Consider the following 23,130-nt stretch of genomic DNA (forward strand, 5'->3'; position numbering starts at 1 on the left):
GGCGCACCGCAGTCCGCGATGCGCCCATGTCACCATGTCTTGAGAGCGTTTTGAACAGCGAAGTCGCGCTCAAGTATCACCGCAACGCCCGACACATCCTAGTTGACGGCATCCTTGAGGGCCTTGCCGGCCTTGAAGTTCGGCACCCTGGCCGCGCTGATTTCAATCGGCTGGCCTGTTTGCGGATTGCGGCCGGTACGCGCTGCACGTTCCTTGATCGTGAACGTACCAAAGCCCACCAGAGACACACTTTCGCCTTGCTTGAGGCTATCGGTGACAGATTCCACCATGGCATCCAGCGCGCGACTGGCCGCTGCCTTGGGAATATCGGCAGACGCCGCAATGGCTTCAATCAGCTCGGACTTATTCACACTTCACCCCTTGACTGTTTCAAAAAATGGCTCTGAAAGGCACGGTTAACGCTTGGCCAGACGTTCAAAGCATAGCTGCGTTTTATAGCAACGCAGCAAAATGACTGTCAAGCGACCGTGCCGCTAAATGCCCGCCATGCAAGGCTCGGGAGGCTTTTCGAGCCAATGGCGAGCGGTTTCGTTCAATGCGTATGCGCAACCGCCTCGGGCGTCGGCGCCTTGTCACCCTGGTCGGCAACGGTGCTGTCCTCGCCGGCCTCGTTGAGAATAACCTCAAGGACGTCGTCGACCCAGTGCATGGGACGAATATCCAACGCCTCCTTGATGTTGTCCGGCACCTCCTTGAGGTCACGGCGGTTTTCCCCGGGTATGAGTACGGTCTTTATACCACCGCGCCGAGCGGCCAGCAATTTTTCCTTGAGGCCGCCAATGGGCATGACTTCACCACGCAGATTGACCTCGCCGGTCATGGCGACATCGCAGCGCACGGTGCGCCGGGTATACGCCGAAATCATCGCCGTTACCATGGCAACGCCGGCGCTTGGCCCGTCCTTGGGCGTGGCCCCTTCGGGAACGTGAATGTGCAGGTCTTCCTGCTCAAAACGCTCGGGATCGATACCATACGCTTCTGCACGGGCACGCACCACCGTCTGTGCCGCGCTTACTGATTCCTTCATTACGTCGCCCAGCGAGCCGGTCTTGTCCAGCCGGCCCTTGCCCGGCGTTACCACGGATTCGATGGTCAGCAGCTCGCCGCCCACCGAGGTCCAGGCCAGCCCGGTGACCCGGCCCACCTGGTCACTCTGGTCGGCCAGGCCGTAGCTGTAGCGGCGTACGCCGGCATACGTCTCGATATCTTCCGCCTTCAGGTCAAAGCCGGGCAGCCGGTCCTGCCCCTTGCGCTCCGGCTCGACCCGCTCACGCAGCACCTTGCGCGCCACCTTGGCGATCTGGCGTTCCAGCTCGCGCACGCCGGCTTCCCGCGTGTAGTAGCGGATCAGCTCGAGCAGGGCATCGTCGTTGAAGGACAACTCCCATTTTTTCAGGCCGTTGGCGTCCAGCTGCTTGGGCAGCAGGTAGCGTTTGGCAATCGCCTGCTTTTCGTCCTCGGTATAGCCGGGAAGGCGGATAATCTCCATGCGGTCGAGCAGCGGCTCGGGGATATTCATCGAGTTCGCCGTACAGATAAACAGCGTCTCGGACAGATCGTAGTCCAGCTCAAGGTAGTGGTCGCTGAAGCTGTTGTTCTGCTCGGGATCCAGCACTTCCAGCAGCGCGGAAGAGGGATCGCCGCGATGGTCCATACCCAGCTTGTCGACTTCATCGAGCAGAAACAGCGGGTTCCTGACGCCGGCACGACTCATGCGCTGAATCAGCTTGCCCGGCAGCGAGCCGATATAGGTACGCCGATGACCGCGGATTTCGGACTCGTCGCGCACGCCGCCCAACGCCAGGCGCACATACTTGCGGTTGGTTGCCCGGGCAATGGAATGCCCCAGCGAGGTCTTGCCCACCCCCGGCGGACCGACCAAGCAAAGCACCGGCCCTTTCATCCGGCGCACGCGCTTGTGGACGGCCAGATATTCAAGAATACGCGACTTGACCTCATCCAGACCGTAGTGATCTTCATCCAGCACTTGCTGGGCCCGGGTCAGGTCGTGCTTGATGCGCGTGCGCTTTTTCCACGGCACGGCCACCAGCCAGTCCAGATAGGAGCGCACCACCGTGGCTTCGGCGGAGTTGGCCGACATCATCTTGAGCTTGTTCAGCTCCTGGTCGGCCTTTTCCCTGGCCTCACGGGGCATGCCGGCTTCTTCAATGGCCTTTTCGTACTTCTCGACCTCGTTGGGCACATCGTCCAGCTCGCCCATTTCCTTCTGAATCGCTTTCATCTGCTCATTCAGATAGTACTCGCGCTGGGTCTTTTCCATTTGCTCCTTGACCCGCGAGCGGATGCGCTTCTCCACTTGCAGCAGGTCGATTTCCGATTCAATCAGCGCCATCAGGTGCTCGATACGATCGCGCACGCGATCCATCTCCAGCAGTTCCTGCTTGTCGCCGATTTTCAGCGAAAGGTGTGCGCAGATGGTATCGACCAGGCGGCTGGGATCCTCGATACCCGAGAGCGAATTGAGCACTTCGCTGGCCACCTTCCTGGACAGCTTGACGTACTGCTCGAACTGATTCAGCAGCACTCGCACCAGCGACTCGCGCTCACGCTCGGTCAACGGTTCGCTCTCGCGCGCGACAACCTCTGCCCGCGTATAGCCATCGTCATGCTCGTCAATACGGGTTACATCCGCCCGGAAGCTGCCTTCTATCAGCACCTTGACCGTGCCGTCGGGCAGCTTGAGCAGCTGCATGATGTCCGCCACGGTGCCCATGTTATAGAGGTCATCGTTGTCCGGTTCATCCTGGCTCGCTTCTCGCTGGGCGACCAGAAGCACGCGCTTGCCGGCTTCCATCGCCGCTTCCAGCGCCTGGATGGACTTTTCGCGTCCGACGAACAGCGGCATGACCATCTGCGGATAAACCACTACGTCCCGCAGCGGCAATAAGGGGAAACACTCTGTCTTTTCAGCGTTTTGCTGCATGGCAGCCGTTCCTCAACAATCGGGGTGAGCACGGGAACCGTGACTCGGGAAATACGTAAGAATGTTGCTTTACCGGGTTGGCGTGTCGGCAGCGCAGGCGCCGCCCTGTCGGGCATTCAGAAAATGTCCACTCAACAGGCAAGACCACTCGCCCAGGGGATCAATCACCTAAGCAAAAGGGGCCGCCAAGGCGACCCCTTCAGATGGCGCAGCGGCGTGAGCCCGGCCGGCATGATGATCGGCGATCAGCCGTCGGTGCCGTCACTCTGCGCCTGCTCCTGCTGGGCATAGATGAGCAGCGGATCGCTTTCCCGGCCGATTACCGACTCGTCGATGACCACCTTGCTGACGCTTTCCAGCGACGGGAGGTCATACATGGTGTCGAGCAGCACGGCCTCCAGAATCGAGCGCAGACCGCGCGCACCGGTCTTGCGTTCCATGGCTCTGGCCGCCACGGCGCGCAGGGCATCCTCACGAAAATCAAGCGTGACGTCTTCCATCTCGAAGAGTTTGACGTACTGCTTGATCAGGGAGTTTTTCGGCTCGGTCAGAATCTGGATCAGGGCGTCTTCGGTCAGCTCGGTCAGCGTGGCAATCACGGGCAGACGGCCGACAAATTCGGGGATCAGGCCGAACTTGACCAGATCATCCGGCTCCACGTCGGCCAGCACTTCACCCACGCCGCGCTCGGTATCCTTGCTCTTGACGGTGGCATTGAAGCCGATGCCGGCCTTCTCCGAACGGTCGCTGATAACCTTGTCCAGGCCGGCAAAGGCGCCGCCGACGATAAACAGCATGTTGGCGGTATTGACCTGAACCAGCTCCTGCTGGGGATGCTTGCGTCCGCCCTGGGGCGGTATCGACGCCGTAGTGCCTTCAATCAGTTTGAGCAGCGCCTGCTGCACGCCTTCCCCGGAAACGTCACGGGTAATCGAGGGATTTTCCGACTTGCGTGAAATCTTGTCGATTTCGTCGATATACACGATCCCGCGCTCTGCCTTTTCGACATCGTAGTCGCATTTCTGCAGGAGCTTCTGGATGATGTTTTCGACGTCCTCGCCCACATAGCCGGCTTCCGTCAGCGTCGTCGCATCAGCGATGGTGAAGGGTACGTTCAACAGCCGTGCCATGGTTTCCGCCAGCAGCGTCTTGCCGCTACCCGTGGGGCCAATCAGAAGGATGTTGGACTTGCCCAGCTCCACGTCGTCTTCGGACACGCCGGACTGCAACCGCTTGTAGTGGTTGTAGACGGCCACGGACAGCACCACCTTGGCGCGATCCTGCCCGATGACATAGTCGTCCAGGGTCGTACGAATCTCGCGAGGCGTCGGCAGACGCTCGTCATCGCTCTCGGCATCGGCTTCGAGCACTTCCTCACGAATGATGTCGTTACACAGATCGACACACTCATCGCAGATATACACGGACGGACCGGCAATCAGCTTACGTACTTCGTTCTGGTTTTTGCCGCAAAACGAGCAGTAAAGCAGCTTGCCTTCTTCGTCATTGCCTTTGCCGTCGGCCATTAGCGTACCTCTGTCACTGCGGCGGCCATTGCGGCCGCCTGAAAAGCTCGCTGGAAAAGCGGAAATCCGTCACGCTATCAGGATGTCGGGCGCTGTTCCAGCACTGCGTCTATCAGCCCGTAGTCCCGAGCCTGTTCCGCATTCATGAAATTATCGCGATCGGTATCACGCGCAACCGTGTCGATTTCCTGGCCGGTATGATGAGCGAGAATCTGATTCAGGCGCTCACGGATGCCCAGAATTTCCCGGGTATGGATTTCGATATCCGATGCCTGGCCCTGGTAACCGCCCAGCGGCTGATGGATCATCATCCGCGAGTTGGGCAGGCAGAAGCGCTTGTCGGCTGCGCCGCCGGTCAGCAGCAGCGCGCCCATGCTCGCTGCCTGGCCGATACAGACCGTGGACACATCCGGCTTGATAAACTGCATGGTGTCATAAATCGACATGCCGGCGGTTACCGAGCCGCCCGGAGAGTTGATATACAGGTGGATATCCTTGTCAGGATTCTCCGACTCAAGAAACAGCATCTGCGCCACAATCAGGTTGGCCGTGTAATCTTCCACCGGTCCCACCAGGAAGATCACGCGCTCCTTGAGCAGGCGGGAATAGATATCGTAGGACCTTTCCCCCTTGGCGCTTTGCTCAACTACCATGGGCACCAGGCCGCCGGCGTTTTGAATATCCAACTCACTCATTCGGGTGATTCCTCGCGTCCGGTCAGGGAAGCAGCGCGCTTTTGGAGCGCACCGCCGTTTAAAAGCACGTCTCGAAGAAACAAATCAGGCGCTTTCCTGTTCGCTCTCGCTGTCGTCCCCGCCCTGTTCAGCCTGCTGCTGCGCGGCGGCCAGCGCCTGCTGGTAACTCATTTCGACATCCGCGACTTGGGTTTGTTCAAGCAGCTTGTCTACCGCTTTTTCTTCCAGAATGGCGGACTGTACCTGGGTCTTGAGCTGGTCGTTGTCCATGTAATAGTCGACCACTTCCTGCGGGTCTTCGTACTGTGCGGCCAGCTCCTGCACCTTGGCCCTGATCTCGTCGTCGCTGGCTTCAAGCTCGTTCTGCTTGATGACTTCAGCGAGCAGGAGCCCTACCTGAACACGACCCCGGGCCTGGTCTGCAAACAGCTCGTTGGGCAGCTGGCTGACGTCAAAGTCTTCGCCCAGGCCAAACTGCTGCGCGGCCTGACGCTTCATGCCGTCGGTTTCCTGCTGTACCAGCGCGCTCGGCACGGTGATGTCGTTGGCCGCCTTGAGCGCATCGAGCACCTGCTGCTTGACGCGGTTCTCGACTGCCTGGTCGGCTTCGCGGTGCATGTTTTTCCCGACTTCGTCGCGGAAGGCGGCTTCATCGCCACTCTCCACGCCAAAGCGCTGGATAAACTCGGCATCCAGCTCGGGTAGCACCTGGGCGCTGACCTGGTTGACCTTGACCTGAAACGTGGCTTCGCGGCCGGCCAGGTGCTCGGCCTGGTAGTCCTCGGGGAAGGTGACGCTGACCGTCTTTTCGTCTCCCGCAGCGGCGCCTTCGAGCTGGCCTTCAAAGCCGGGAATGAAGCTCTCTGAACCCAGCACCAGTTCGTGCCCTTCGGCGCTGCCGCCTTCAAAGGGCTCGCCATCGATGTAGCCCTGAAAATTGATATTGACCTGGTCGCCATTGGCCGCTGCACGCTCGACGGTCTGCCAGTCAGCGTTCTGCTTGCGCAGCGTCTCGATCATTTCCTCGACGTCGGCGTCGGTGATTTCTACCACCGGGCGCTCGATATCGGTGCCTTCGATGGATGCCAGCTCCACTTCGGGGTAGGTTTCCATCGTGGCCACGAATTCCAGGTCCTTGCCCGCCTCGTTGATGGTGGCATCAATGGAGGGATAGCCCGCCGGGTTCAGCGACTCGTCGGTAATCGCGCGAACGTAGCGCTCGCGCATGACTTCACCGACGACGTCATCGCGCACGCTCGGGCCGTAGCGCTTTTCCACCACGGACATTGGCACCTTGCCCTGGCGGAAGCCATTCAGGCGCACGTTTTTGGCGGTGTCTTTCAAGCGAGCACTGACAGCCTCGTCGATCTCGGCGGCCGGCACTTGAATGGTCAGGCGGCGTTCAATCGGGGAGGTCGTCTCGACGGAAACTTGCATGAAATGTCCTCTAAGCGGCTGGGCAGTTGTGGTGATACGGAAAAAGTGGTGATACACAAAACAAAGACAAGGAGCCGATTTTAAGAACCCTGTCGTGCGCTGGCAAGCGCCATGCGCAAAGGATGGGGGCTTATCGCGTAAATACAAGCCCGGGCGGCTGACGACAGCGGTTTTTCTCGACGCCACTGCGCAATACGGCCGTGCATGTTAAGCTGACAGACCAGCCGTTTTCCAGTATGTGCCCACGAACGCCAGCCATCACGCCTATGAATCAAGATCTTTCCATTTCGCGCATCATGCAGACGGGGATGCTCCAGTGCTCGCCGCAGACACCGCTCAGCGAAGCCGCCAGCCGGATGGCAGAGCGCCAGTGCAGTTCGATTCTGGTTGTCGATGACGGCCGCCCCGCCGGCATCTGGACTGAGCACGATGCCCTGGCGATCGACTTCAGCGACAAGTCGGAAATGCGCTGCCCCATCGGTGAGCGCATGAATTCGCCGGTCGCCACCATTGGAGCTCAGGAAACCCTGGGAGAAGCGGCGCTGTCGCTCAAGGCACTGGGGTACCGTCACCTGCTGGTGATCGATGACGATGAGCCGGTGGGCATTCTCTCGCAAACCGATATTGCCCTGAACCAGGGCCTCGAACCGTATTTGCGGCTGCGAGAAGTTCAGGCCGCGATGCGTACCACGCCCATCGCCCTGCCCGGCAAGACTCTGCTGGCCGATGCCGCCGTGAGAATGCGCAGCCAGGCGAACGAGGCCGTTGTGGTCTTCTGCGGCGATGAGCTGGGCATTCTCACCGAACGCGACCTTGTACGTTTTATTGCCCGACACCCGGGCAACACCGCCATCGAGGAGTTGGCCAGCCAGCCGCTGCTGACCATCGACGAGGATTCGCCGCTGCTGAAAGCGCGCGACATGCTGCTCAATCATCGCGTCCGGCATTTGGCCGTGCTGGATGGCGAGGGCCGGATCAAGGGATTGCTGGGTTTCCGCGACATGCTGGTAGGCGCCGAGCAGTTTTACCTCAAGGACCTGCGTGACGCCCTGGAACAGCGCGACTCGGCGCTGTCCCGATCGCGCCAGCACCTGCAGCTCGCCGAAAAGGTGATCGACTCGTCGCTCGAAGGCATCATCATTACCGATCCCGAGGTACGCATCGAGTTCGTCAACCCGGCGTTTACCCATCTGACCGGCTATACCCTTGAAGACGTGGCCGGGCGCAACCCCGGCGTGCTGTCGTCGGGCCGCCAGAACGCGGCGTTTTACCGCAAGATGTGGGAGACGCTCCAGCAGACCGGCTTCTGGCGCGGCGAAGTCTGGAACCGCAAAAAATCCGGCGAGCTGTATCTCGAATTGCTGACCATTACGGCAATTACCGACGACCAGGGCAACACCCAGCACTACGCCGGTCTGTTTACCGACATTACCCACATGCGGGAAAACGAGCAGCAAATTCGTCACCTGGCGTACTACGACGCCCTGACACGGCTGCCCAATCGTCGCCTGCTGGAAGACCGGATCACCCTGGCCATTCGCCACGCCCATCGCTCGAAGGCTCCGCTGGCTCTGGTATTTATCGACCTGGACCATTTCAAGCAGGTCAACGATACGCTGGGACACGCCCTCGGCGACGAGCTGCTGTTGCAGGTATCCGAGCGCATGGGACAAAACCTGCGCGAGGACGATACTCTGGCGCGCCTGGGCGGCGATGAGTTTATCGCCCTGCTTCCCGATATCAGCGAGTTTTCCGAAGCAACGCGCATTGCCCAGCGCCTGATCGAGACCGTCAGCGCACCCTTTTGCATCGAGCGGCATACGTTTCGTATCGGCTGCAGCCTGGGCATCAGCCTTTATCCGGATGACGGCACAACGGCCGAGGCGCTTATCCAGAACGCCGATGCCGCCATGTACCGGGCCAAGGATGAGGGCCGCAACACCTATCGCCTGTACCGGTCGGAAATGGATGCCCGGGCACGCGATCACCTGACGCTGGAAACCGAGCTGCGCAACATGCTGGAGCAGGGCGACGGTCTGGTGATGCACTACCAGCCGCTTGTCAGTCGCCGGGACGGCACGATTCAAAGTGCCGAGGCGCTGGTGCGCTGGCAGCATCCTGATCGCGGCCTCGTGTCGCCGGGGGATTTCATCCCGCTGGCGGAACGCTCGGGGCTGATACTGCCGCTGGGCGATCGCATTCTCGATCGCATCATCAGCGACATGACCCGGTGGCAGGCCGAAGGACAAACGCCGGTGCCGGTCGCCATCAACCTCTCGGCGGCACAGTTCTGGCAGGCCGGTTTTGCCAAAACCGTCGCGGAAAAGCTCGATGCAGCGGGCATAGCACCCGAGCTGATTATATTCGAGCTGACCGAAAGCATGCTGCTGAACAAGCAGGAACAGGGCATCGCCATTCTGCGTTCGCTGAGCCGGCGCGGCTTCCATATCTCACTTGACGACTTCGGCACGGGGTATTCATCGCTGAGCTATCTACAGACCATCCCGGCCGACAGCCTCAAGATCGATCGCAGCTTTATTGTCGCGCTGGACGATAACACCCGCAGCAGTCGTTCCATTATCGCCGCCATTGCCAGCCTGGCCCACGAGCTGGGCCTCAGCGTTATAGCGGAAGGCGTCGAAACCCAACAGCAGTGGGATCAGCTGGGGCACTATGCCATCGATCTGATTCAGGGATTTTATACTGCGCGCCCCATGCCGCCGGATTCGCTGGCGACTCTGCTGAACGCTGACCGCAAACCGGCGGCGCCTTCGCCCCGGACGGCGGACAGGACCGAATAAGGCCCTGCCATTCGGGTACAGCTGGCCGCCTCAGCGATGCCAGAGCGACAGGGCAAAGAGCAAAAGCCCCGCCGTTGCGCCGTGCGACAGCGACAGGGGCCAGCCATTGCCTGTACCGGTCACCGCGTACCAGGCAAAGCCCAGCGCTGTTCCCAGCACCAGCAGGCCCATGAGGCGCTGCAGCAGCCCCGGCAGACGTTTCCTGTCAGCCGACGGCAAGAGGCGCCACTGGATGAGCGTCACCACCAGGATCGCGGCGATGGCCATGAGCACCAGCGTTAGCCGCGTCTCGTGCCCCCCCAGAAAATAGCGCGGCAGCGTCGCCAGCATGATGAGGCCCAGCCCCGCCCCCAGACTGATGCGTTCGGGCGTTGTCATGCGCTGGCCCATTCAGTCCACCTTTAGCTGCTGTGCTTCGATCCACTGTTCCGCCCAGGGGACGGCGTCGTCATCGGCCATGAACGTCTCCATGGCGTCAACCTCGAGACGCTCGCCCAGCCGCGTGGCGCCCAGGCCTTCAAGCAGTTCATCCAGCGAGCGCCCGGCGCCACAAAAGGTCTCGTAGGAACTGTCGCCCAGAGCCACAAGGCCGTAGCACAGCGCCACCAGCGATGGACTTTGCGCCTGCAGCTCGCGCACAAAGGGCACAAAGTCACCGGGAAAATCGCCGTTTCCCGTGGTGGAAACGCAAAACAGCGCCAGATCGGAGACATGCTCCGTGAGCACCTCCAGCGTGGGCTGCTCTCTGATCTCGACCTGGTAGCCCGCCTCTTCAAACAGCGGCTTGACCTGCTCGGCGACATCCAGCGCACCGCCATACATGGTTCCAACGAAAATATTCAAATGAGACACGAACCGCTCCCCCTGTCGCCATTACCTGAATGGGAGTATTGCCAACAAAGAAGTCGACAAATACCCGAGTAATTTGGTCAAATATTACCATGTATTCATTCATCGACGCACGTCGACCCGCCGTATCGCGCGCCCGTACAAACCGAGGTAACTGATGGAACCCACTCTGGAACAGACCTTTCAAGCCTGGATCACGCCGCTGATGATCGGCGGCCTGATCGTCTTCATGTGCTTTATCATCTGGGATCTGGCGAAAAAGTCCAACGCCGGCCGCTTTGGCACCATCATGCTGTTTATCGTGCTGGGAGCCGGCATGTTCGGCTATGTGCTGAAAGTGGTGATTACCTGGCTACTGGAAGGCGGTCTCGGATAGTCAGTGACGCCCGGCAGGCGAAGCAGGCAAATACATTCGGAAGAAAAAGGTCTGTCACAAAACACCCGCCACTCGGTAGCAGATGGCAGCGCGCGATGCGACAACCAGGAAAGGGAGCGCCGTCAGGCACTCCCCTTTTCTTCACTTCATGTCTTCAATGCATGTATTAAGTGCATGCCTTCACCGCATACCCCGGAAGCACGCGCCGCCGTTACCCGCGCCTGCCAACCAGGGGCCGACGACGTTTTGTGCTAACGCCGGTTGGCGGGGCTCGTGCTGTCTTCCACCTGCTGCTTGAGCTTTTGACCGGGGCGAAACGTCACCACCCGCCGGGCCGAGATGGGAATTTCTTCACCGGTCTTGGGGTTGCGTCCCGGACGTTCGCGCTTGTCGCGCAGGTCAAAGTTGCCAAACCCGGAGAGTTTGACCTGCTCGTTTTCACGCAGGCAAGTGCGGATTTCTTCAAAAAAGGTCTCGACAACGGATTTTGCTTCCCGTTTGGACAGCTCAAGCTCGCCGTGCAAATGCTCGGCCAGGTCTGCCTTGGTCAACGCACCCATCAGGTTTCTCCTTGTACCGGGCGCCACCCGCAAGAGTGGCGCCAAACCTCGGCGGCAAACGGGGTTAACGCCCAACCGGCCGAACAATGCGCTCAGCCTCGCAATTCGGCGTTAAACTCGTGCTGCATCTGCTCCACGATGGAAGCCACCAACTGATTGATTTCTTCATCGTTTAGCGTGCGCGACGGGTGCTGCCAGGTCAAGCCCAGCGCAATGCTCTTGTGGCCGTCAGCCACCCCCTGCCCCGCGTAGACGTCAAATAGCCGCGTATCGCTCAGGTGTTCACCGGCGTTGGCGACGGCGGTATCCAACAGCGCTTGTACCGGCACGTCCCGGTCGATGATGAACGCGAGATCACGACGCACTTCGGGATAGCGTGACAACGGTTTGAAACCGGGGATACCGCCGTCGCTCAAGGCTTCAAGGCTCACCTCAAAGCCCACCGCGTCGACCTTGAGCCCCAGCTGGCGCCCCACGTCGGGATGCAGCGTTCCCAGCCAGCCGACTTCACGCTGCCTGTGCAGGATCCGGGCGCATTGCCCGGGATGCAGCGACGGATGCCGCGCCGACTCCATGCGCCAGTCGTCGGGACAGCCGCCCAGGGCGAAAAGGCTTTCCAGGTCGCCCTTGACGTCATAAAAGTCCACCGTTTCGGGGTGCCCGCTCCAGCTTTCCGGGTGGCGTGCTCCGCATGCCATCGCACCCAGCATCGGCGTCTGGGTCAAATGATCCAGGTGGCCGTTGAATACCAGGCCGGTTTCGAACAGACGCACCCGGGACTGCTGGCGGTTCAGGTTATGCATCAGCGCGCGTACCAGTCCGGGGAAGAGACTCGCACGCATCACCGACAAGTCGGTGGAAATGGGATTGGCCAGCGTTGGCGACACCGCGTCCGGGAGCAACACATCCTGCAACTCGGGCGCCACAAAACTGTAGGTGATCGCTTCCTGATAGCCGCGCGCCACCATTTGCCGGCGCAGCTGCGACCCGGTTACACCGGCTTCGTTGTCCGGCCGCAGTCCCAGACGCGCCGCCGGCCGGCGTACCGGCAGGTTGTTGTAGCCGTGGATGCGCGCCACTTCCTCGATCAGGTCTTCCTCGATGGTGGCATCGAAGCGCCAACTCGGCGCGGTGACATTCCAGCCGTGGTCTGCATCGCTTACCGCAAAGCCCAGGCGGGTCAGAATGTCACTGACGTGATGATCCTCCAGCGCCTTGCCCAGCACCTTCTCCAGCCGGGAAGCGCGCAGGGTCATCCGCGATGGCTCGGGCAGGTGCGCTGCGCTGGTCCTGTCGACGAGCGGGCCCGGCTCACCGCCGCATACCTCCAGCAGCAGCGACGTCGCTCGCTCAATGGCTGTGGCAGCGAGCTGGGGGTCGACACCGCGCTCAAAGCGATGGGAAGCGTCGGTATGCAGCCCGTAGGAACGCGCCTGACCGGCAACGGCCAACGGGGTAAAAAACGCCGATTCGAGAAAAATGCTGCTTGTAGACGAGCTGACGCCGGAATGCTCGCCGCCCATCACGCCGGCAATCGCCAGCGGTTTGTCGTGATCGGCGATCAGCAGGGTTTCCGGGCGCAGCGTGATGGTCTGCCCGTCGAGTAGCGTCAGCTGCTCGCCGTCCCGGGCCTGACGAACCACAATGCCACCCGCAAGATTGTCGCGGTCAAACGCATGCAGCGGCTGGCCCAGCTCCAGCATCACATAGTTGGTAATATCCACGACGGGATCGATGGAGCGGATACCGCTACGGCGCAGGCGCTCCACCATCCACAGCGGCGTGGCGGCCGTCACGTTGACGTTGCGGATCAGCCGCCCGACATAGCGAGGGCAAAGCGCCTCGGCCTCAACGTCGACCGGCAGTAGCGTATCGTGGCTCGCTGCTACCGGCTGCGTGTCGGGCGGCGTGACCGCCGCACGGTTCAGCGCACCGACTTCCCGGGCCACGCCTTTCAGGCTCAGGCAGTCGCCGCGGTTGGGCGTCAGATCCACTTCGATGGCGTTGTCATCGAGCGCCATGTAGTCGCGGAAATTCTCGCCTGTCGGCGCGGAAGTCGACAGCACCATAATACCCGGCGAGGCGTCTTCCGCGAGTCCCAGTTCGGATTCGGCGCAGATCATGCCCCGGGACTCCACGCCGCGCAGTTTGGCCTTTTTTATGCGGAAATCCCCCGGCAAAACCCCGCCTACACGGGCAAAGGGGACCTTTTGCCCCGCCGCCACGTTGGGGGCTCCGCACACCACCTGAACGGGGTCAGCCGAGCCGTCATTGACGGTACAAACACTCAGCTTGTCGGCATCGGGATGGGGGTCACGAGTCAGAACTTCGGCCACCACCACGCCGTCAAACGCTCCGGCAACCGGGTCAATAGCATCGATTTCCAGACCGGCCATGGTGACCTGATCGGCCAGGGCCTGTGTATCCAGCTGCGGGGAAACCCATTCGCGCAGCCATTGTTCAGAAAACTTCATGTTCTATTCCGTATTCAGCGATGGGCTTAGGCAAACTGGCGCAAAAAGCGCAGATCGTTGTCAAAAAACAAGCGCAGATCATCAACACCGTATCGCAGCATGGCCAGACGCTCGGCGCCCATGCCAAACGCAAAGCCGCTGTAGCGCTCAGCGTCAATCGCCGAATGGCGGAAGACTTCCGGATGCACCATGCCGCAGCCCATGACCTCCAGCCAGCCGCTGTGGGAACACACCCGGCAACCGTCACCGCTGCATATCACGCACTCGATATCCACTTCGGCTGACGGTTCGGTAAAGGGGAAGTAGGACGGACGAAAGCGCACGGATAGATCCTTGCGCTCGAAAAAGCCGTGAAGAAAATCTTCGATGGTGCCTTTCAGGTCGGCAAAACTGATGTCTTCATCCACCAGCAGACCTTCTATCTGGTGAAACATCGGCGTATGGGTCAGATCCGAATCGCTACGATAGACCCGCCCCGGGCAGACGATGCGAATCGGTGGCTCGGTAGTCTCCATGGTGCGCACCTGTACCGGTGAGGTATGGGTGCGCAGCAGCCGCGTGGCATCGAAATAAAACGTGTCCGCCATACCTCGCGCCGGGTGCTCGGCGGGAATATTGAGCGCTTCAAAGTTATGATAGTCGTCCTCGATTTCGGGCCCTACGGCCACGTCGAAACCGATACGGGTAAAAAGCCCCTCGATACGCTCCAGCGTGCGCGTTACCGGGTGAAGCCCTCCCTGACGCTGACCGCGTCCGGGTAGCGTCACGTCGATTTCTTCCTCAGCGAGCCGCGCTTCGAGGGCGGCTTTTTGCAGCTGTTGGCGCTGCGTCTCGATATCGTCGGCAAGCGTCTTCTTGGCCTGGTTGATACGTTCACCGGCTGCGGGACGCTCTTCGGCCGGCAGGCCGCCGAGCTCTTTCAGCAGCGCCGTTACCTGGCCTTTTTTACCCAAATAGCGGACACGCAGCTCGTCCAGTGCCGCGACGCTCTGTGCTGCCTGGATGGCAGAGCGTGCGTCAGAGACCAGAGTAGGAAGGTGGTCCATCCGATTGACTCCGAATTAGGCTTTCCCTGACGTCAGAAATGACAAGTATCAGGAGTGACAAGATAGGACTGACAAAAAAACAGGGGAAGAGCGGCTGCTCTCCCCCTGTACAGGTCATATAACGAGAACGGGTCACATAACGAGACCTGTGACACGAGACCCTTGACATTGCCAGCGCGCACGGCGCCGGAAATGTTCTTAGTGGGCAGCCTTGGCTTTTTCCACGATAGCGGCAAACGCCTCTTTTTCGTGAACTGCCAGGTCGGCCAGCACCTTGCGATCAATTTCGATACCGGCTTTTTTCAGGCCGCCGACAAAACGGCTGTACGACAAGCCGTTCTGGCGCGCACCGGCGTTGATCCGCTGAATCCACAGCGCACGGAACTGGCGCTTACGGTTACGGCGGTCACGATACGCGTACTGGCCGGCCTTGATGACGGCCTGTTTGGCAACACGAAAAACGCGCGACCGGGCGCCGTAGTACCCTTTGGCCTGCTTGAGGACTTTCTTGTGACGACGACGGGCGACTACGCCGCGCTTAACACGAGTCATAACACACTCCTGACATTAGGAACTGGAGCTACGCAGGGTTGCGATATCCAGAAAATTCAACCAATTACTGATTCGGAACCATGCGCTGAATCAGTGCCTTGTCGGCGCCGTGAACCTGCTGCATACCCCGCAGCTGACGCTTGCGCTTGGTTGACTTCTTGGTCAGGATGTGGCTACGAAAAGACTGCTTGTGCTTGTAGCCGTTAGCGGTTTTCTTGAAACGCTTGGCTGCACCGCTGTTGCTCTTGATTTTCGGCATGAGAAAAACTCCGCTCGATATTGTTGAGAAAACCCAGGGCCGACCGATCCCGGGAAGGGACCGGCCCGTTTACTTCGCCGCAGGATCACTTCTTCTTGGGGGCAAGAATCATGATCATCTGGCGACCTTCCATCTTGGGGAAGGACTCCACTGATCCGATATCTTCCAGGTCGTCGGCGATCCGTTCCATCAGCTTGCGGCCGATATCCTGGTGTGCCATTTCACGACCCCGAAAGCGCAATGTGACCTTGCCCTTGTCACCACTTTGCAGAAAGCGCGTCAGGTTTTTCAGCTTGACCTTATAGTCGCCTTCATCAGTGCCAGGACGGAATTTGACTTCCTTGACCTGGATTTGCTTTTGCTTTTTCTTTTGAGCGGCTTTTTGCTTTTTCTGCTCAAAAACGAATTTGCCGTAATCCATGATCTTGCAGACGATGGGATCGGCATTCGAAATTTGCACGAGATCCATACCCGCTTCCTCGGCACGCTCCAGGGCGTCGGGCGTGGGCACAATGCCCAGCTGCTCGCCGCTGTTGTCGATAAGGCGAACCTGGTCGTCGGTTATGCGCTCGTTCATTGGTGGGCGTTTGGTTTGTGGACGCCCGCGCTGGTTGCTTCGCTTGATTGCTCCGTCTCCTTAGGCAATTGACGATGTCGTCTGAACTGCTCTCTCAGTGTCAAGGCGCTTGATAAGATCTTCAACCGCCATGGTACCAAGGTCTTCGCCGCCTCGTGTACGCAAGGCAACCGAGTCAGTCTCAACTTCCTTATCTCCTACCACCAGGAGATAGGGAACTTTCTGCAGCGTATGCTCACGGATTTTAAAGCCGATTTTCTCATTCCTCAAGTCAGCCTTGACCCGCAACCCCTGTTGGCTCAGGCGCTGCTCCAGCGCCAGGGCATAGTCGCGCTGTGAATCGGTGATGGTCATCACGGCGACCTGCTGCGGTGCCAGCCATAGCGGCATGGCGCCCGCATAATGCTCGATCAGGATGCCCAGAAAGCGCTCGAACGACCCCAGTATGGCACGATGAAGCATGACCGGCACCTTGCGCTCACCGTCTTCATCAACGTACTGGGCGCCCAGCCGGCCCGGCAGATTGAAGTCGAGCTGCAGCGTACCACATTGCCAGACACGATTGAGACAGTCGCGCAGGGAAAATTCAATCTTGGGACCGTAAAACGCCCCTTCACCCGGCTGCAGAGTCCATTCCAGCCCGGTAGCGTCAAGCGCCGACTCCAGCCCCTGTTCGGCCTGATCCCAGAGAAAGGCTTCCCCAAGGTAGTCGTCGGGACGCGTCGATAGCTTGAGCTCAACATCGTCAAAGCCCAGCGCCTTGTAGACTTCCAATGTCTGCGCAATAAACGCTTCGGCTTCTGCCTGAATCTGATTTTCGGTGCAGAAAATATGCGCATCGTCCTGGGTAAAGCCGCGCACACGCATCAAGCCGTGCAGGGAACCCGACGGCTCGTTGCGATGGCAGCTGCCAAACTCGGCCAGACGCAGCGGCAAATCCCGATAGCTTTTGAGCCCCTGGTTGAAGACCTGGACGTGACACGGACAGTTCATCGGCTTGACCGCATAATGGCGCTTTTCCGATTCGGTGGTAAACATCAGTTCATTGTAGTGCCCCCAATGACCTGATTTTTTCCACAGCGACAGATCGACAACCTGCGGCGTCCGAATTTCCTGATAGCCGTGGGCACGCTGGACCTGGCGCATATAGTTTTCCAACGCCTGATACATGCTCCAGCCGTTGGGATGCCAGAATACCATCCCGGGAGCTTCTTCCTGGAGGTGAAACAGGTCCAGCTTGCGCGCCAGTTTACGGTGGTCGCGCTTTTCGGCTTCCTCCAGGCGCTTGAGATACGCCTTGAGCTGCTTTTTATCTCCCCAGGCGGTGCCGTATATACGTGTCAGCATGGGGTTTTCAGCATCACCACGCCAATAGGCACCGGCCAGCTTGGTCAGCTTGAAAGCCTTCAGATGGCGGGTGTTGGGCACATGCGGCCCACGGCACATATCGACATAGTCTTCATGGTGATACAGCCGGATGGTGGCGCCATCCGGAATATCACGAATGATTTCCTGCTTGTAAGGCTCGTCCCGATGCAGAAAGGTCAGCATTGCTCTGTCGCGGTCGACGTATTCACGCACGACGTCATACTCGCGCTTGATCAACGTCTGCATGCGCGCTTCGATCGTTTCGAGGTCGTCCGGGGTTACGGAACGGCCAAAATCCACATCATAGTAAAAACCATCATCAATAACCGGCCCGATCGCCATTTTGGCGTCCGGGTAGAGTTGCTTGACGGCATGGCCGACCAGATGAGCACAGGAGTGGCGGATAATATCCAGCCCTTCGGCGTCGCGTGACGTGAGAATAGCGACATCGGCATCGTGGCTGATCATGTCCGCTGCATCCACCGGCACACCGTTGATCTTGCCGGCGATACAGGCCTTGGCCAGACCGGCGCCAATGGATTCGGCCAGCTGCATGATGGAAAGCGGTTCTTGGAAGGTACGCTGACTGCCGTCGGGCAGGGTAACTATGGGCATTCGGTTTTTCCTTGAGCGCAGTGGTGATCCATACCAAGGATCACATATCGCTATCAATGGTTTTCAACAAGGGGGTCCAATAAGGGGGTTCGTCATGATCCCTGATGACATTACGGGACGAGACAGCGGTCAAAACGACCGGAACGGCGCGTAATGGCGACATATTATACGCCAAACCCTTAATTCAATAAACAAAAAGCGGGAGGCAATGTCGCCTCCCGCTCGTTGGTGCAGGCTTTCTACCGGTATCCGACTCGGAAACTCAATCGACGATTCAAGGCATCAGTCGAGCAGGAGTCGTTAAAGCGTCATGTTACCGGCTGCTGCTTACTGCCATTCGTCGAGTTCAACGCGACGGTTCTCGGCACGACCGGCATCCGTATCGTTGGTAGCCACCGGCTGCTCTTCACCGAAGCCGACGGACTTCATGCGATCCTGCTCGACCCCGTTCGCCTGAAGATAATCAGCCACGGATTCCGCGCGCTCCTGCGACAGTGTCTTGTTGTACTGCGCATTGCCGACAGAATCGGTGTGGCCTTCGATGCGTACGCGCGCCTCGGCGTTATTGACCAGCTTCTCGGCGACATCATTCAGCTCGCTCTCGGCGCTTGCCGTCAATTTGGCCGAGTCAAACTCGAAATTGACGCCTTCCAGCACCAGGCTCTCCGGGCAACCCAGCGCGTTGACTTCCTGACCCGCCGGTGTACCGGGGCACTGGTCACGATAATCCGCCACGCCGTCGTTATCCGAGTCCAGCGGACAGCCTTTTGCATTGACTTCAACGCCAGCCGGTGTGCCCGGGCACTGGTCACGGAAATCGGCAACGCCATCGTTATCGGAATCCAGCGGGCAGCCTTCCGCGTCAACGGCTACGCCGGCCGGTACTTCACCGAAGCTCGGGCACTGCTGTTCCACTTCAGTGGTTTCATCAGAGCACAGATAGGCGCCCAGAGCCGCACCGGCGGTAGCGCCCACCGCGGCACCGGTATCTTCATCCGAGTCGCTGCTGGATGCATAGCCCAGGCTACTACCGATGACACTGCCGGCAATCCCGCAGACGGCAGGATGCTGGTACCAGCTCTGGCTGTCATTGCTGGCGGCTGTTTGGCTGCCGCTCTGCGATGCCGAGCTGGCACAGCCAGAGAGGCCGACGGCCAGGGCAGAACCGATGAGCAAACCAGTCGTGGATTTTTTCATATAAAACTCCTTGATTGACCCGGTGCAGGATACGGCACCATGCCGCTCCTCGTTATCATGTTTCTCTGTTTGGACATCCGTTACTTTTGGTCGACCACAAGATTGAGCCAGTCGACAGCAGCCGCTCCTTGGCTCCGGAGGCAGAGGCACCGACGATGCTCTGCCATGCCTCACTTTTCTTCGACTGTGTCGTATTAAGCAACAGTGTTCAGCAGCAAGGTACATCGTGTCGATTGCCCCGTGCTGACGAACACAGTTTAAATATGGCTACAACACGAGTCCAGCATAAAGCCATGACCCGTTTTTTCAATGCGCTACGTCGAGAGTTTCACATTGGTCAGAAGTCAATCGCCCTCGTGCATCAACGGTCAGCCAATGGTGCACACCCTGAAAGAAGGCTCGAGGATTAATGCAGAGTCCTGCCACCCTCGGCGCGCCATTGCATAACGGCTCGCGCTGCCTGGATAACCTCCGACTGCATCTCACTTTCTACCTCCAGCCGCTCCTTGTCTTCACGCATACGGTCTCGAGGTGTCAGGTTGCTACGCGCAGAGTGCGTGCTGAGGTGCCGGGTGCGGTTGTATACGTCGGCAAAAGCGCTGAAGTCCTCTCGCTCGGCGAGACTCGGTTCTATAATCTCAAGGAGCACCTTGCATCGCCATGCCCCTTCCGTGATACCCACCTGCCCCTGTACCAGCGCCGAGGTAACGTGGTCCAGGTTTTCCAGGCTATTCGTGACTGCTCGGGTATCCTCTTCGTGGCGAAAAGCGTCGCGCCTCTGAACTTCCCGACGGAGTTTGACCGCGTGGATGACCATGGCCGTGATGACGGCAATGCCCACCACCAGTAGTATTATCGCCAGCGACAAATTCATGCGGTCACCTCTCAAAGTCTTAAAACTGTACTTATACTATACATATCACTTTGTTTCGCGCATACCAGTATCAGGTTCGCCCTGCTTTTTTATTATCAGGAGATTATTGATGCAACGCTTCCTGTTCGTCTGGCTGCTGACCGTGCTTTTCGCGGGCACGGTTCTTGCCGGATGTACAACCTATACCTGGCCCGACGGCTCCCGGGAAACACGGGCCGGCGTGCCTGCCGGTGACAGCGGGAAGAACTGCGACAGGGCCCGGCCGGACGAAGCCAATAACTGTAACCCCGCCCGGCTACCTGGCCGGGATAAGCGCTGAGACGCGTTCGCTCATCCCGCCTTACATAAAACCCGCGCACACAAAAAACCCGGCACTCGGCCGGGTTCTCTGCACTGTACGTGCCTGACGATGACCTACTCTCGCATGGGGAGACCCCACACTACCATCGGCGCTGGGCGGTTTCACGGCTGAGTTCGGCATGGGTTCAGGTGGTTCCCGCCCGCTATGGTCGTCAGGCATGACCGGTCGTATATCAAGCTGCTGTGACACGTCTCGCGTATCCGACGGTGTTGCGTCTCTCGTTGTCCTGCGACCCGACCCCTTGGGTGTTATAGGGGCAAGCCTCACGGGCCATTAGTACCGGTTAGCTCAACGCCTTGCAGCGCGTCCACACCCGGCCTATCAACCAGCTCGTCTTGCTGGGCCCTTCAGGAGGCTCACGGCCTCGGGGATGTCTCATCTTGAAGGGGGCTTCCCGCTTAGATGCTTTCAGCGGTTATCCCGTCCGCACTTAGCTACCCGGCAATGCCACTGGCGTGACAACCGGAACACCAGAGGTGCGTCCACTCCGGTCCTCTCGTACTAGGAGCAGCCCTTCGCAAACATCCTGCGCCCACGGCAGATAGGGACCGAACTGTCTCACGACGTTCTAAACCCAGCTCGCGTACCACTTTAAATGGCGAACAGCCATACCCTTGGGACCGACTTCAGCCCCAGGATGTGATGAGCCGACATCGAGGTGCCAAACACCGCCGTCGATGTGAACTCTTGGGCGGTATCAGCCTGTTATCCCCGGAGTACCTTTTATCCGTTGAGCGATGGCCCTTCCATGCAGAACCACCGGATCACTAGAACCTGCTTTCGCACCTGCTCGACGTGTCTGTCTCGCAGTCAAGCACCCTTGTGCTCTTGCACTCACTGCACGATGTCCAACCGTGCTGAGGGTACCTTCGTGCTCCTCCGTTACACTTTGGGAGGAGACCGCCCCAGTCAAACTACCCACCACACACGGTCCTCGATCCGGATCACGGATCGGAGTGAGAACGCCCATGATGCCGGGCTGGTATTTCAAGGGTGGCTCCCCCCGGTCTGGCGACCGGGGTTCCATGCCTCCCAGCTATCCTACACAGGCATCATCAGCGTCCAGTGTGAAGCTATAGTAAAGGTTCACGGGGTCTTTCCGTCTGGCCGCGGGTACACCGCATCTTCACGGCGATTTCAATTTCACTGAGTCTCGGGTGGAGACAGCGTGGCCGTCATTGCGCCGTTCGTGCAGGTCGGAACTTACCCGACAAGGAATTTCGCTACCTTAGGACCGTTATAGTTACGGCCGCCGTTTACCGGGGCTTCGATCAAGCGCGTCGCCGGAGCTAACGCCATCACTTAACCTTCCGGCACCGGGCAGGCGTCACACCCTATACGTCCGCTTGCGCGTTGGCAGAGTGCTGTGTTTTTAGTAAACAGTTGCAGCCACCTGGTATCTTCGACCGCCTTCCGCTCGACCCGCGAGGGGCGTCACGGCGTGGCGGCGTGCCTTCTCCCGAAGTTACGGCACCATTTTGCCTAGTTCCTTCACCCGAGTTGTCTCAAGCGCCTGGGGATTCTCACCCTGACCACCTGTGTTGGTTTGGGGTACGGTCGCACTGTATGTAGAGCTTAGAGGCTTTTCCCGGAAGCGTGGCATCAATGACTTCAACACCGGAGTGTCTTCGTCTCGTGTCTCGGCCCGGGAGAACCGGATTTGCCTGATTCTCCAGCCTACGCACTTTCACCGGGACAACCGTCGCCCGGCTCACCTAGCCTTCTTCGTTCCCCCATCGCCATACAGTCCGGTACGGGAATATTGACCCGTTTCCCATCGACTACGCCTTTCGGCCTCGCCTTAGGGGCCGACTCACTCTGCTCCGATTAGCGTCGAACAGAAACCCTGGGTCTTCCGGCGAGGGCGTTTTTCACGCCCTTTATCGTTACTCATGTCAGCATTCGCACTCGTGATACCTCCAGCGGACTTCTCAATCCACCTTCGTCGGCGTACACGACGCTCCTCTACCACGCATCCGACGGATGCGTCCGTAGCTTCGGTAACCGGTTTAGCCCCGTTACATCTTCCGCGCAGGCCGATTCGACCAGTGAGCTATTACGCTTTCTTTAAAGGATGGCTGCTTCTAAGCCAACCTCCTGGCTGTCTGAACCTTCCCACTTCGTTTCCCACTGAACCGGTATTTGGGGACCTTAGCTGACGGTTTGGGTTGTTGCCCTTTCCACAGTGGACGTTAGCACCCACTGTGTGTCTCCCACGCTCGCACTCACCGGTATTCGGAGTTTGCCTCGGGTTGGTAAGTCGGGATGACCCCCTAGCCGAAACAGTGCTCTACCCCCGGCGGTGATACGTGAGGCGCTACCTAAATAGCTTTCGAGGAGAACCAGCTATCTCCGGGCTTGATTAGCCTTTCACTCCGACCCACAGCTCATCCCCTCATTTTTCAACATAAGTGGGTTCGAGCCTCCAGTTGCTGTTACGCAACCTTCACTCTGGCCATGGGTAGATCGCCCGGTTTCGGGTCTATTGCCGGCAACTGTGCGCCCTGTTAAGACTCGCTTTCGCTACGCCTCCCCTCGTCGGTTAAGCTCGCTACAGACAATAAGTCGCTGACCCATTATACAAAAGGTACGCGGTCA

19 protein-coding genes and 2 rRNA genes are annotated in these 23,130 nt (G+C 59.3%); 3 read left to right on the forward strand and 18 right to left on the reverse strand.

The genetic code is table 11. The features are described 5' to 3' along the window. Window positions 1-98: 98 nt before the first annotated feature. The 5 genes from C793_RS0108045 to tig all read right to left on the reverse strand — a co-directional run bounded on the left by C793_RS0108045 (window position 99) and on the right by tig (window position 6,623). Entirely contained in the window at window positions 99-371 is a 273-nt protein-coding gene (locus tag C793_RS0108045; protein ID WP_017430426.1) for an HU family DNA-binding protein, read from the reverse strand. 182 nt (window positions 372-553) lie between these two features. Continuing rightward, window positions 554-2,965 (reverse strand): endopeptidase La, encoded by a 2,412-nt coding sequence (gene lon, locus C793_RS0108050; protein ID WP_017430427.1) that lies wholly within the window; start codon window positions 2,963-2,965, stop codon window positions 554-556. Window positions 2,966-3,210: 245 nt separating this feature from the next. Beyond that, window positions 3,211-4,491 (reverse strand): ATP-dependent Clp protease ATP-binding subunit ClpX, encoded by a 1,281-nt coding sequence (gene clpX, locus C793_RS0108055; protein WP_017430428.1) that lies wholly within the window; start codon window positions 4,489-4,491, stop codon window positions 3,211-3,213. 77 nt (window positions 4,492-4,568) lie between these two features. Further along, window positions 4,569-5,186 carry an ATP-dependent Clp endopeptidase proteolytic subunit ClpP gene (clpP, locus tag C793_RS0108060; protein WP_017430429.1) on the reverse strand — a complete coding sequence of 206 codons (618 nt, stop codon included), beginning with the start codon at window positions 5,184-5,186 and terminating at the stop codon, window positions 4,569-4,571. Between the two features lie 84 nt (window positions 5,187-5,270). After that, window positions 5,271-6,623 carry a trigger factor gene (tig, locus tag C793_RS0108065; RefSeq protein ID WP_017430430.1) on the reverse strand — a complete coding sequence of 451 codons (1,353 nt, stop codon included), beginning with the start codon at window positions 6,621-6,623 and terminating at the stop codon, window positions 5,271-5,273. Between the two features lie 266 nt (window positions 6,624-6,889). Between tig and C793_RS0108070 the strand changes: the two genes are divergently transcribed. Further along, window positions 6,890-9,424, forward strand: a complete 2,535-nt coding sequence (locus C793_RS0108070) for an EAL domain-containing protein (RefSeq protein WP_017430431.1) — start codon at window positions 6,890-6,892, stop codon at window positions 9,422-9,424. A gap of 30 nt (window positions 9,425-9,454) precedes the next feature. Here C793_RS0108070 and C793_RS0108075 read toward each other — a convergent pair whose 3' ends face one another. Then, complete coding sequence (locus C793_RS0108075) at window positions 9,455-9,814, reverse strand: hypothetical protein (protein ID WP_017430432.1); 360 nt, start codon at window positions 9,812-9,814, stop codon at window positions 9,455-9,457. After that, complete coding sequence (locus C793_RS0108080) at window positions 9,815-10,276, reverse strand: flavodoxin domain-containing protein (RefSeq protein WP_017430433.1); 462 nt, start codon at window positions 10,274-10,276, stop codon at window positions 9,815-9,817. A 154-nt stretch (window positions 10,277-10,430) separates the two neighbouring features. Between C793_RS0108080 and C793_RS0108085 the strand changes: the two genes are divergently transcribed. Next, window positions 10,431-10,649: a DUF2788 domain-containing protein gene (locus C793_RS0108085; protein WP_017430434.1), complete on the forward strand. Its 219-nt coding sequence runs from the start codon at window positions 10,431-10,433 to the stop codon at window positions 10,647-10,649. A gap of 251 nt (window positions 10,650-10,900) precedes the next feature. Here the strand turns inward: C793_RS0108085 and C793_RS0108090 are convergent, their stop codons facing one another. The 9 genes from C793_RS0108090 to C793_RS0108130 form a co-directional block, all read right to left on the reverse strand. Then, on the reverse strand, window positions 10,901-11,209 hold the full coding sequence (locus tag C793_RS0108090) for an integration host factor subunit alpha (protein WP_017430435.1): 309 nt from the start codon (window positions 11,207-11,209) through the stop codon (window positions 10,901-10,903). Between the two features lie 92 nt (window positions 11,210-11,301). Further along, window positions 11,302-13,683 carry a phenylalanine--tRNA ligase subunit beta gene (gene pheT / locus C793_RS0108095; protein ID WP_017430436.1) on the reverse strand — a complete coding sequence of 794 codons (2,382 nt, stop codon included), beginning with the start codon at window positions 13,681-13,683 and terminating at the stop codon, window positions 11,302-11,304. A gap of 26 nt (window positions 13,684-13,709) precedes the next feature. Next, window positions 13,710-14,729 (reverse strand): phenylalanine--tRNA ligase subunit alpha, encoded by a 1,020-nt coding sequence (gene pheS, locus C793_RS0108100; protein WP_017430437.1) that lies wholly within the window; start codon window positions 14,727-14,729, stop codon window positions 13,710-13,712. A gap of 198 nt (window positions 14,730-14,927) precedes the next feature. Continuing rightward, the gene (gene rplT / locus C793_RS0108105; RefSeq protein ID WP_017430438.1) at window positions 14,928-15,281 is read right to left on the reverse strand and encodes a 50S ribosomal protein L20; all 354 of its coding nucleotides are present in this window, start codon (window positions 15,279-15,281) and stop codon (window positions 14,928-14,930) included. Window positions 15,282-15,345: 64 nt separating this feature from the next. After that, on the reverse strand, window positions 15,346-15,540 hold the full coding sequence (rpmI, locus tag C793_RS0108110; RefSeq protein WP_017430439.1) for a 50S ribosomal protein L35: 195 nt from the start codon (window positions 15,538-15,540) through the stop codon (window positions 15,346-15,348). A gap of 85 nt (window positions 15,541-15,625) precedes the next feature. Further along, a complete protein-coding gene (gene infC / locus C793_RS0108115; protein ID WP_281103816.1) occupies window positions 15,626-16,165 on the reverse strand; it encodes a translation initiation factor IF-3 in 540 nt (179 codons plus the stop codon). 12 nt (window positions 16,166-16,177) lie between these two features. Next, window positions 16,178-18,100 (reverse strand): threonine--tRNA ligase, encoded by a 1,923-nt coding sequence (thrS, locus tag C793_RS0108120; RefSeq protein ID WP_017430441.1) that lies wholly within the window; start codon window positions 18,098-18,100, stop codon window positions 16,178-16,180. 327 nt (window positions 18,101-18,427) lie between these two features. After that, entirely contained in the window at window positions 18,428-19,297 is an 870-nt protein-coding gene (locus C793_RS0108125; protein ID WP_017430442.1) for an OmpA family protein, read from the reverse strand. Window positions 19,298-19,703: 406 nt separating this feature from the next. Then, window positions 19,704-20,171: a DUF2489 domain-containing protein gene (locus C793_RS0108130; RefSeq protein WP_017430443.1), complete on the reverse strand. Its 468-nt coding sequence runs from the start codon at window positions 20,169-20,171 to the stop codon at window positions 19,704-19,706. A gap of 109 nt (window positions 20,172-20,280) precedes the next feature. On the opposite strand from C793_RS0108130, the gene C793_RS13685 reads away from it, so the two are divergent. Then, window positions 20,281-20,490: a hypothetical protein gene (locus tag C793_RS13685; RefSeq protein WP_017430444.1), complete on the forward strand. Its 210-nt coding sequence runs from the start codon at window positions 20,281-20,283 to the stop codon at window positions 20,488-20,490. Window positions 20,491-20,572: 82 nt separating this feature from the next. Here C793_RS13685 and rrf read toward each other — a convergent pair. After that, window positions 20,573-20,688, reverse strand: a 5S ribosomal RNA gene (gene rrf, locus C793_RS0108140). Between the two features lie 96 nt (window positions 20,689-20,784). Then, window positions 20,785-23,130 (reverse strand): 23S ribosomal RNA (locus C793_RS0108145); the annotation flags it as partial.

Source organism: Vreelandella jeotgali Hwa (genome assembly GCF_000334215.1).
Taxonomy (GTDB): Bacteria; Pseudomonadota; Gammaproteobacteria; order Pseudomonadales; family Halomonadaceae; genus Vreelandella; species Vreelandella jeotgali.

What these genes read in the sequence shown, in the direction of transcription:
- lon (WP_017430427.1), bottom strand. Translation starts at nt 2,965, where the DNA reads ATGCAGCAAAACGCTGAAAAGACAGAGTGTTTCCCCTTATTGCCGCTG.
- clpX (WP_017430428.1), bottom strand. Translation starts at nt 4,491, where the DNA reads ATGGCCGACGGCAAAGGCAATGACGAAGAAGGCAAGCTGCTTTACTGC.
- clpP (WP_017430429.1), bottom strand. Translation starts at nt 5,186, where the DNA reads ATGAGTGAGTTGGATATTCAAAACGCCGGCGGCCTGGTGCCCATGGTA.
- tig (WP_017430430.1), bottom strand. Translation starts at nt 6,623, where the DNA reads ATGCAAGTTTCCGTCGAGACGACCTCCCCGATTGAACGCCGCCTGACC.
- C793_RS0108070 (WP_017430431.1), top strand. Translation starts at nt 6,890, where the DNA reads ATGAATCAAGATCTTTCCATTTCGCGCATCATGCAGACGGGGATGCTC.
- C793_RS0108075 (WP_017430432.1), bottom strand. Translation starts at nt 9,814, where the DNA reads ATGGGCCAGCGCATGACAACGCCCGAACGCATCAGTCTGGGGGCGGGG.
- C793_RS0108085 (WP_017430434.1), top strand. Translation starts at nt 10,431, where the DNA reads ATGGAACCCACTCTGGAACAGACCTTTCAAGCCTGGATCACGCCGCTG.
- C793_RS0108090 (WP_017430435.1), bottom strand. Translation starts at nt 11,209, where the DNA reads ATGGGTGCGTTGACCAAGGCAGACCTGGCCGAGCATTTGCACGGCGAG.
- pheT (WP_017430436.1), bottom strand. Translation starts at nt 13,683, where the DNA reads ATGAAGTTTTCTGAACAATGGCTGCGCGAATGGGTTTCCCCGCAGCTG.
- pheS (WP_017430437.1), bottom strand. Translation starts at nt 14,729, where the DNA reads ATGGACCACCTTCCTACTCTGGTCTCTGACGCACGCTCTGCCATCCAG.
- rplT (WP_017430438.1), bottom strand. Translation starts at nt 15,281, where the DNA reads ATGACTCGTGTTAAGCGCGGCGTAGTCGCCCGTCGTCGTCACAAGAAA.
- rpmI (WP_017430439.1), bottom strand. Translation starts at nt 15,540, where the DNA reads ATGCCGAAAATCAAGAGCAACAGCGGTGCAGCCAAGCGTTTCAAGAAA.
- thrS (WP_017430441.1), bottom strand. Translation starts at nt 18,100, where the DNA reads ATGCCCATAGTTACCCTGCCCGACGGCAGTCAGCGTACCTTCCAAGAA.
- C793_RS0108125 (WP_017430442.1), bottom strand. Translation starts at nt 19,297, where the DNA reads ATGAAAAAATCCACGACTGGTTTGCTCATCGGTTCTGCCCTGGCCGTC.
- C793_RS0108130 (WP_017430443.1), bottom strand. Translation starts at nt 20,171, where the DNA reads ATGAATTTGTCGCTGGCGATAATACTACTGGTGGTGGGCATTGCCGTC.
- C793_RS13685 (WP_017430444.1), top strand. Translation starts at nt 20,281, where the DNA reads ATGCAACGCTTCCTGTTCGTCTGGCTGCTGACCGTGCTTTTCGCGGGC.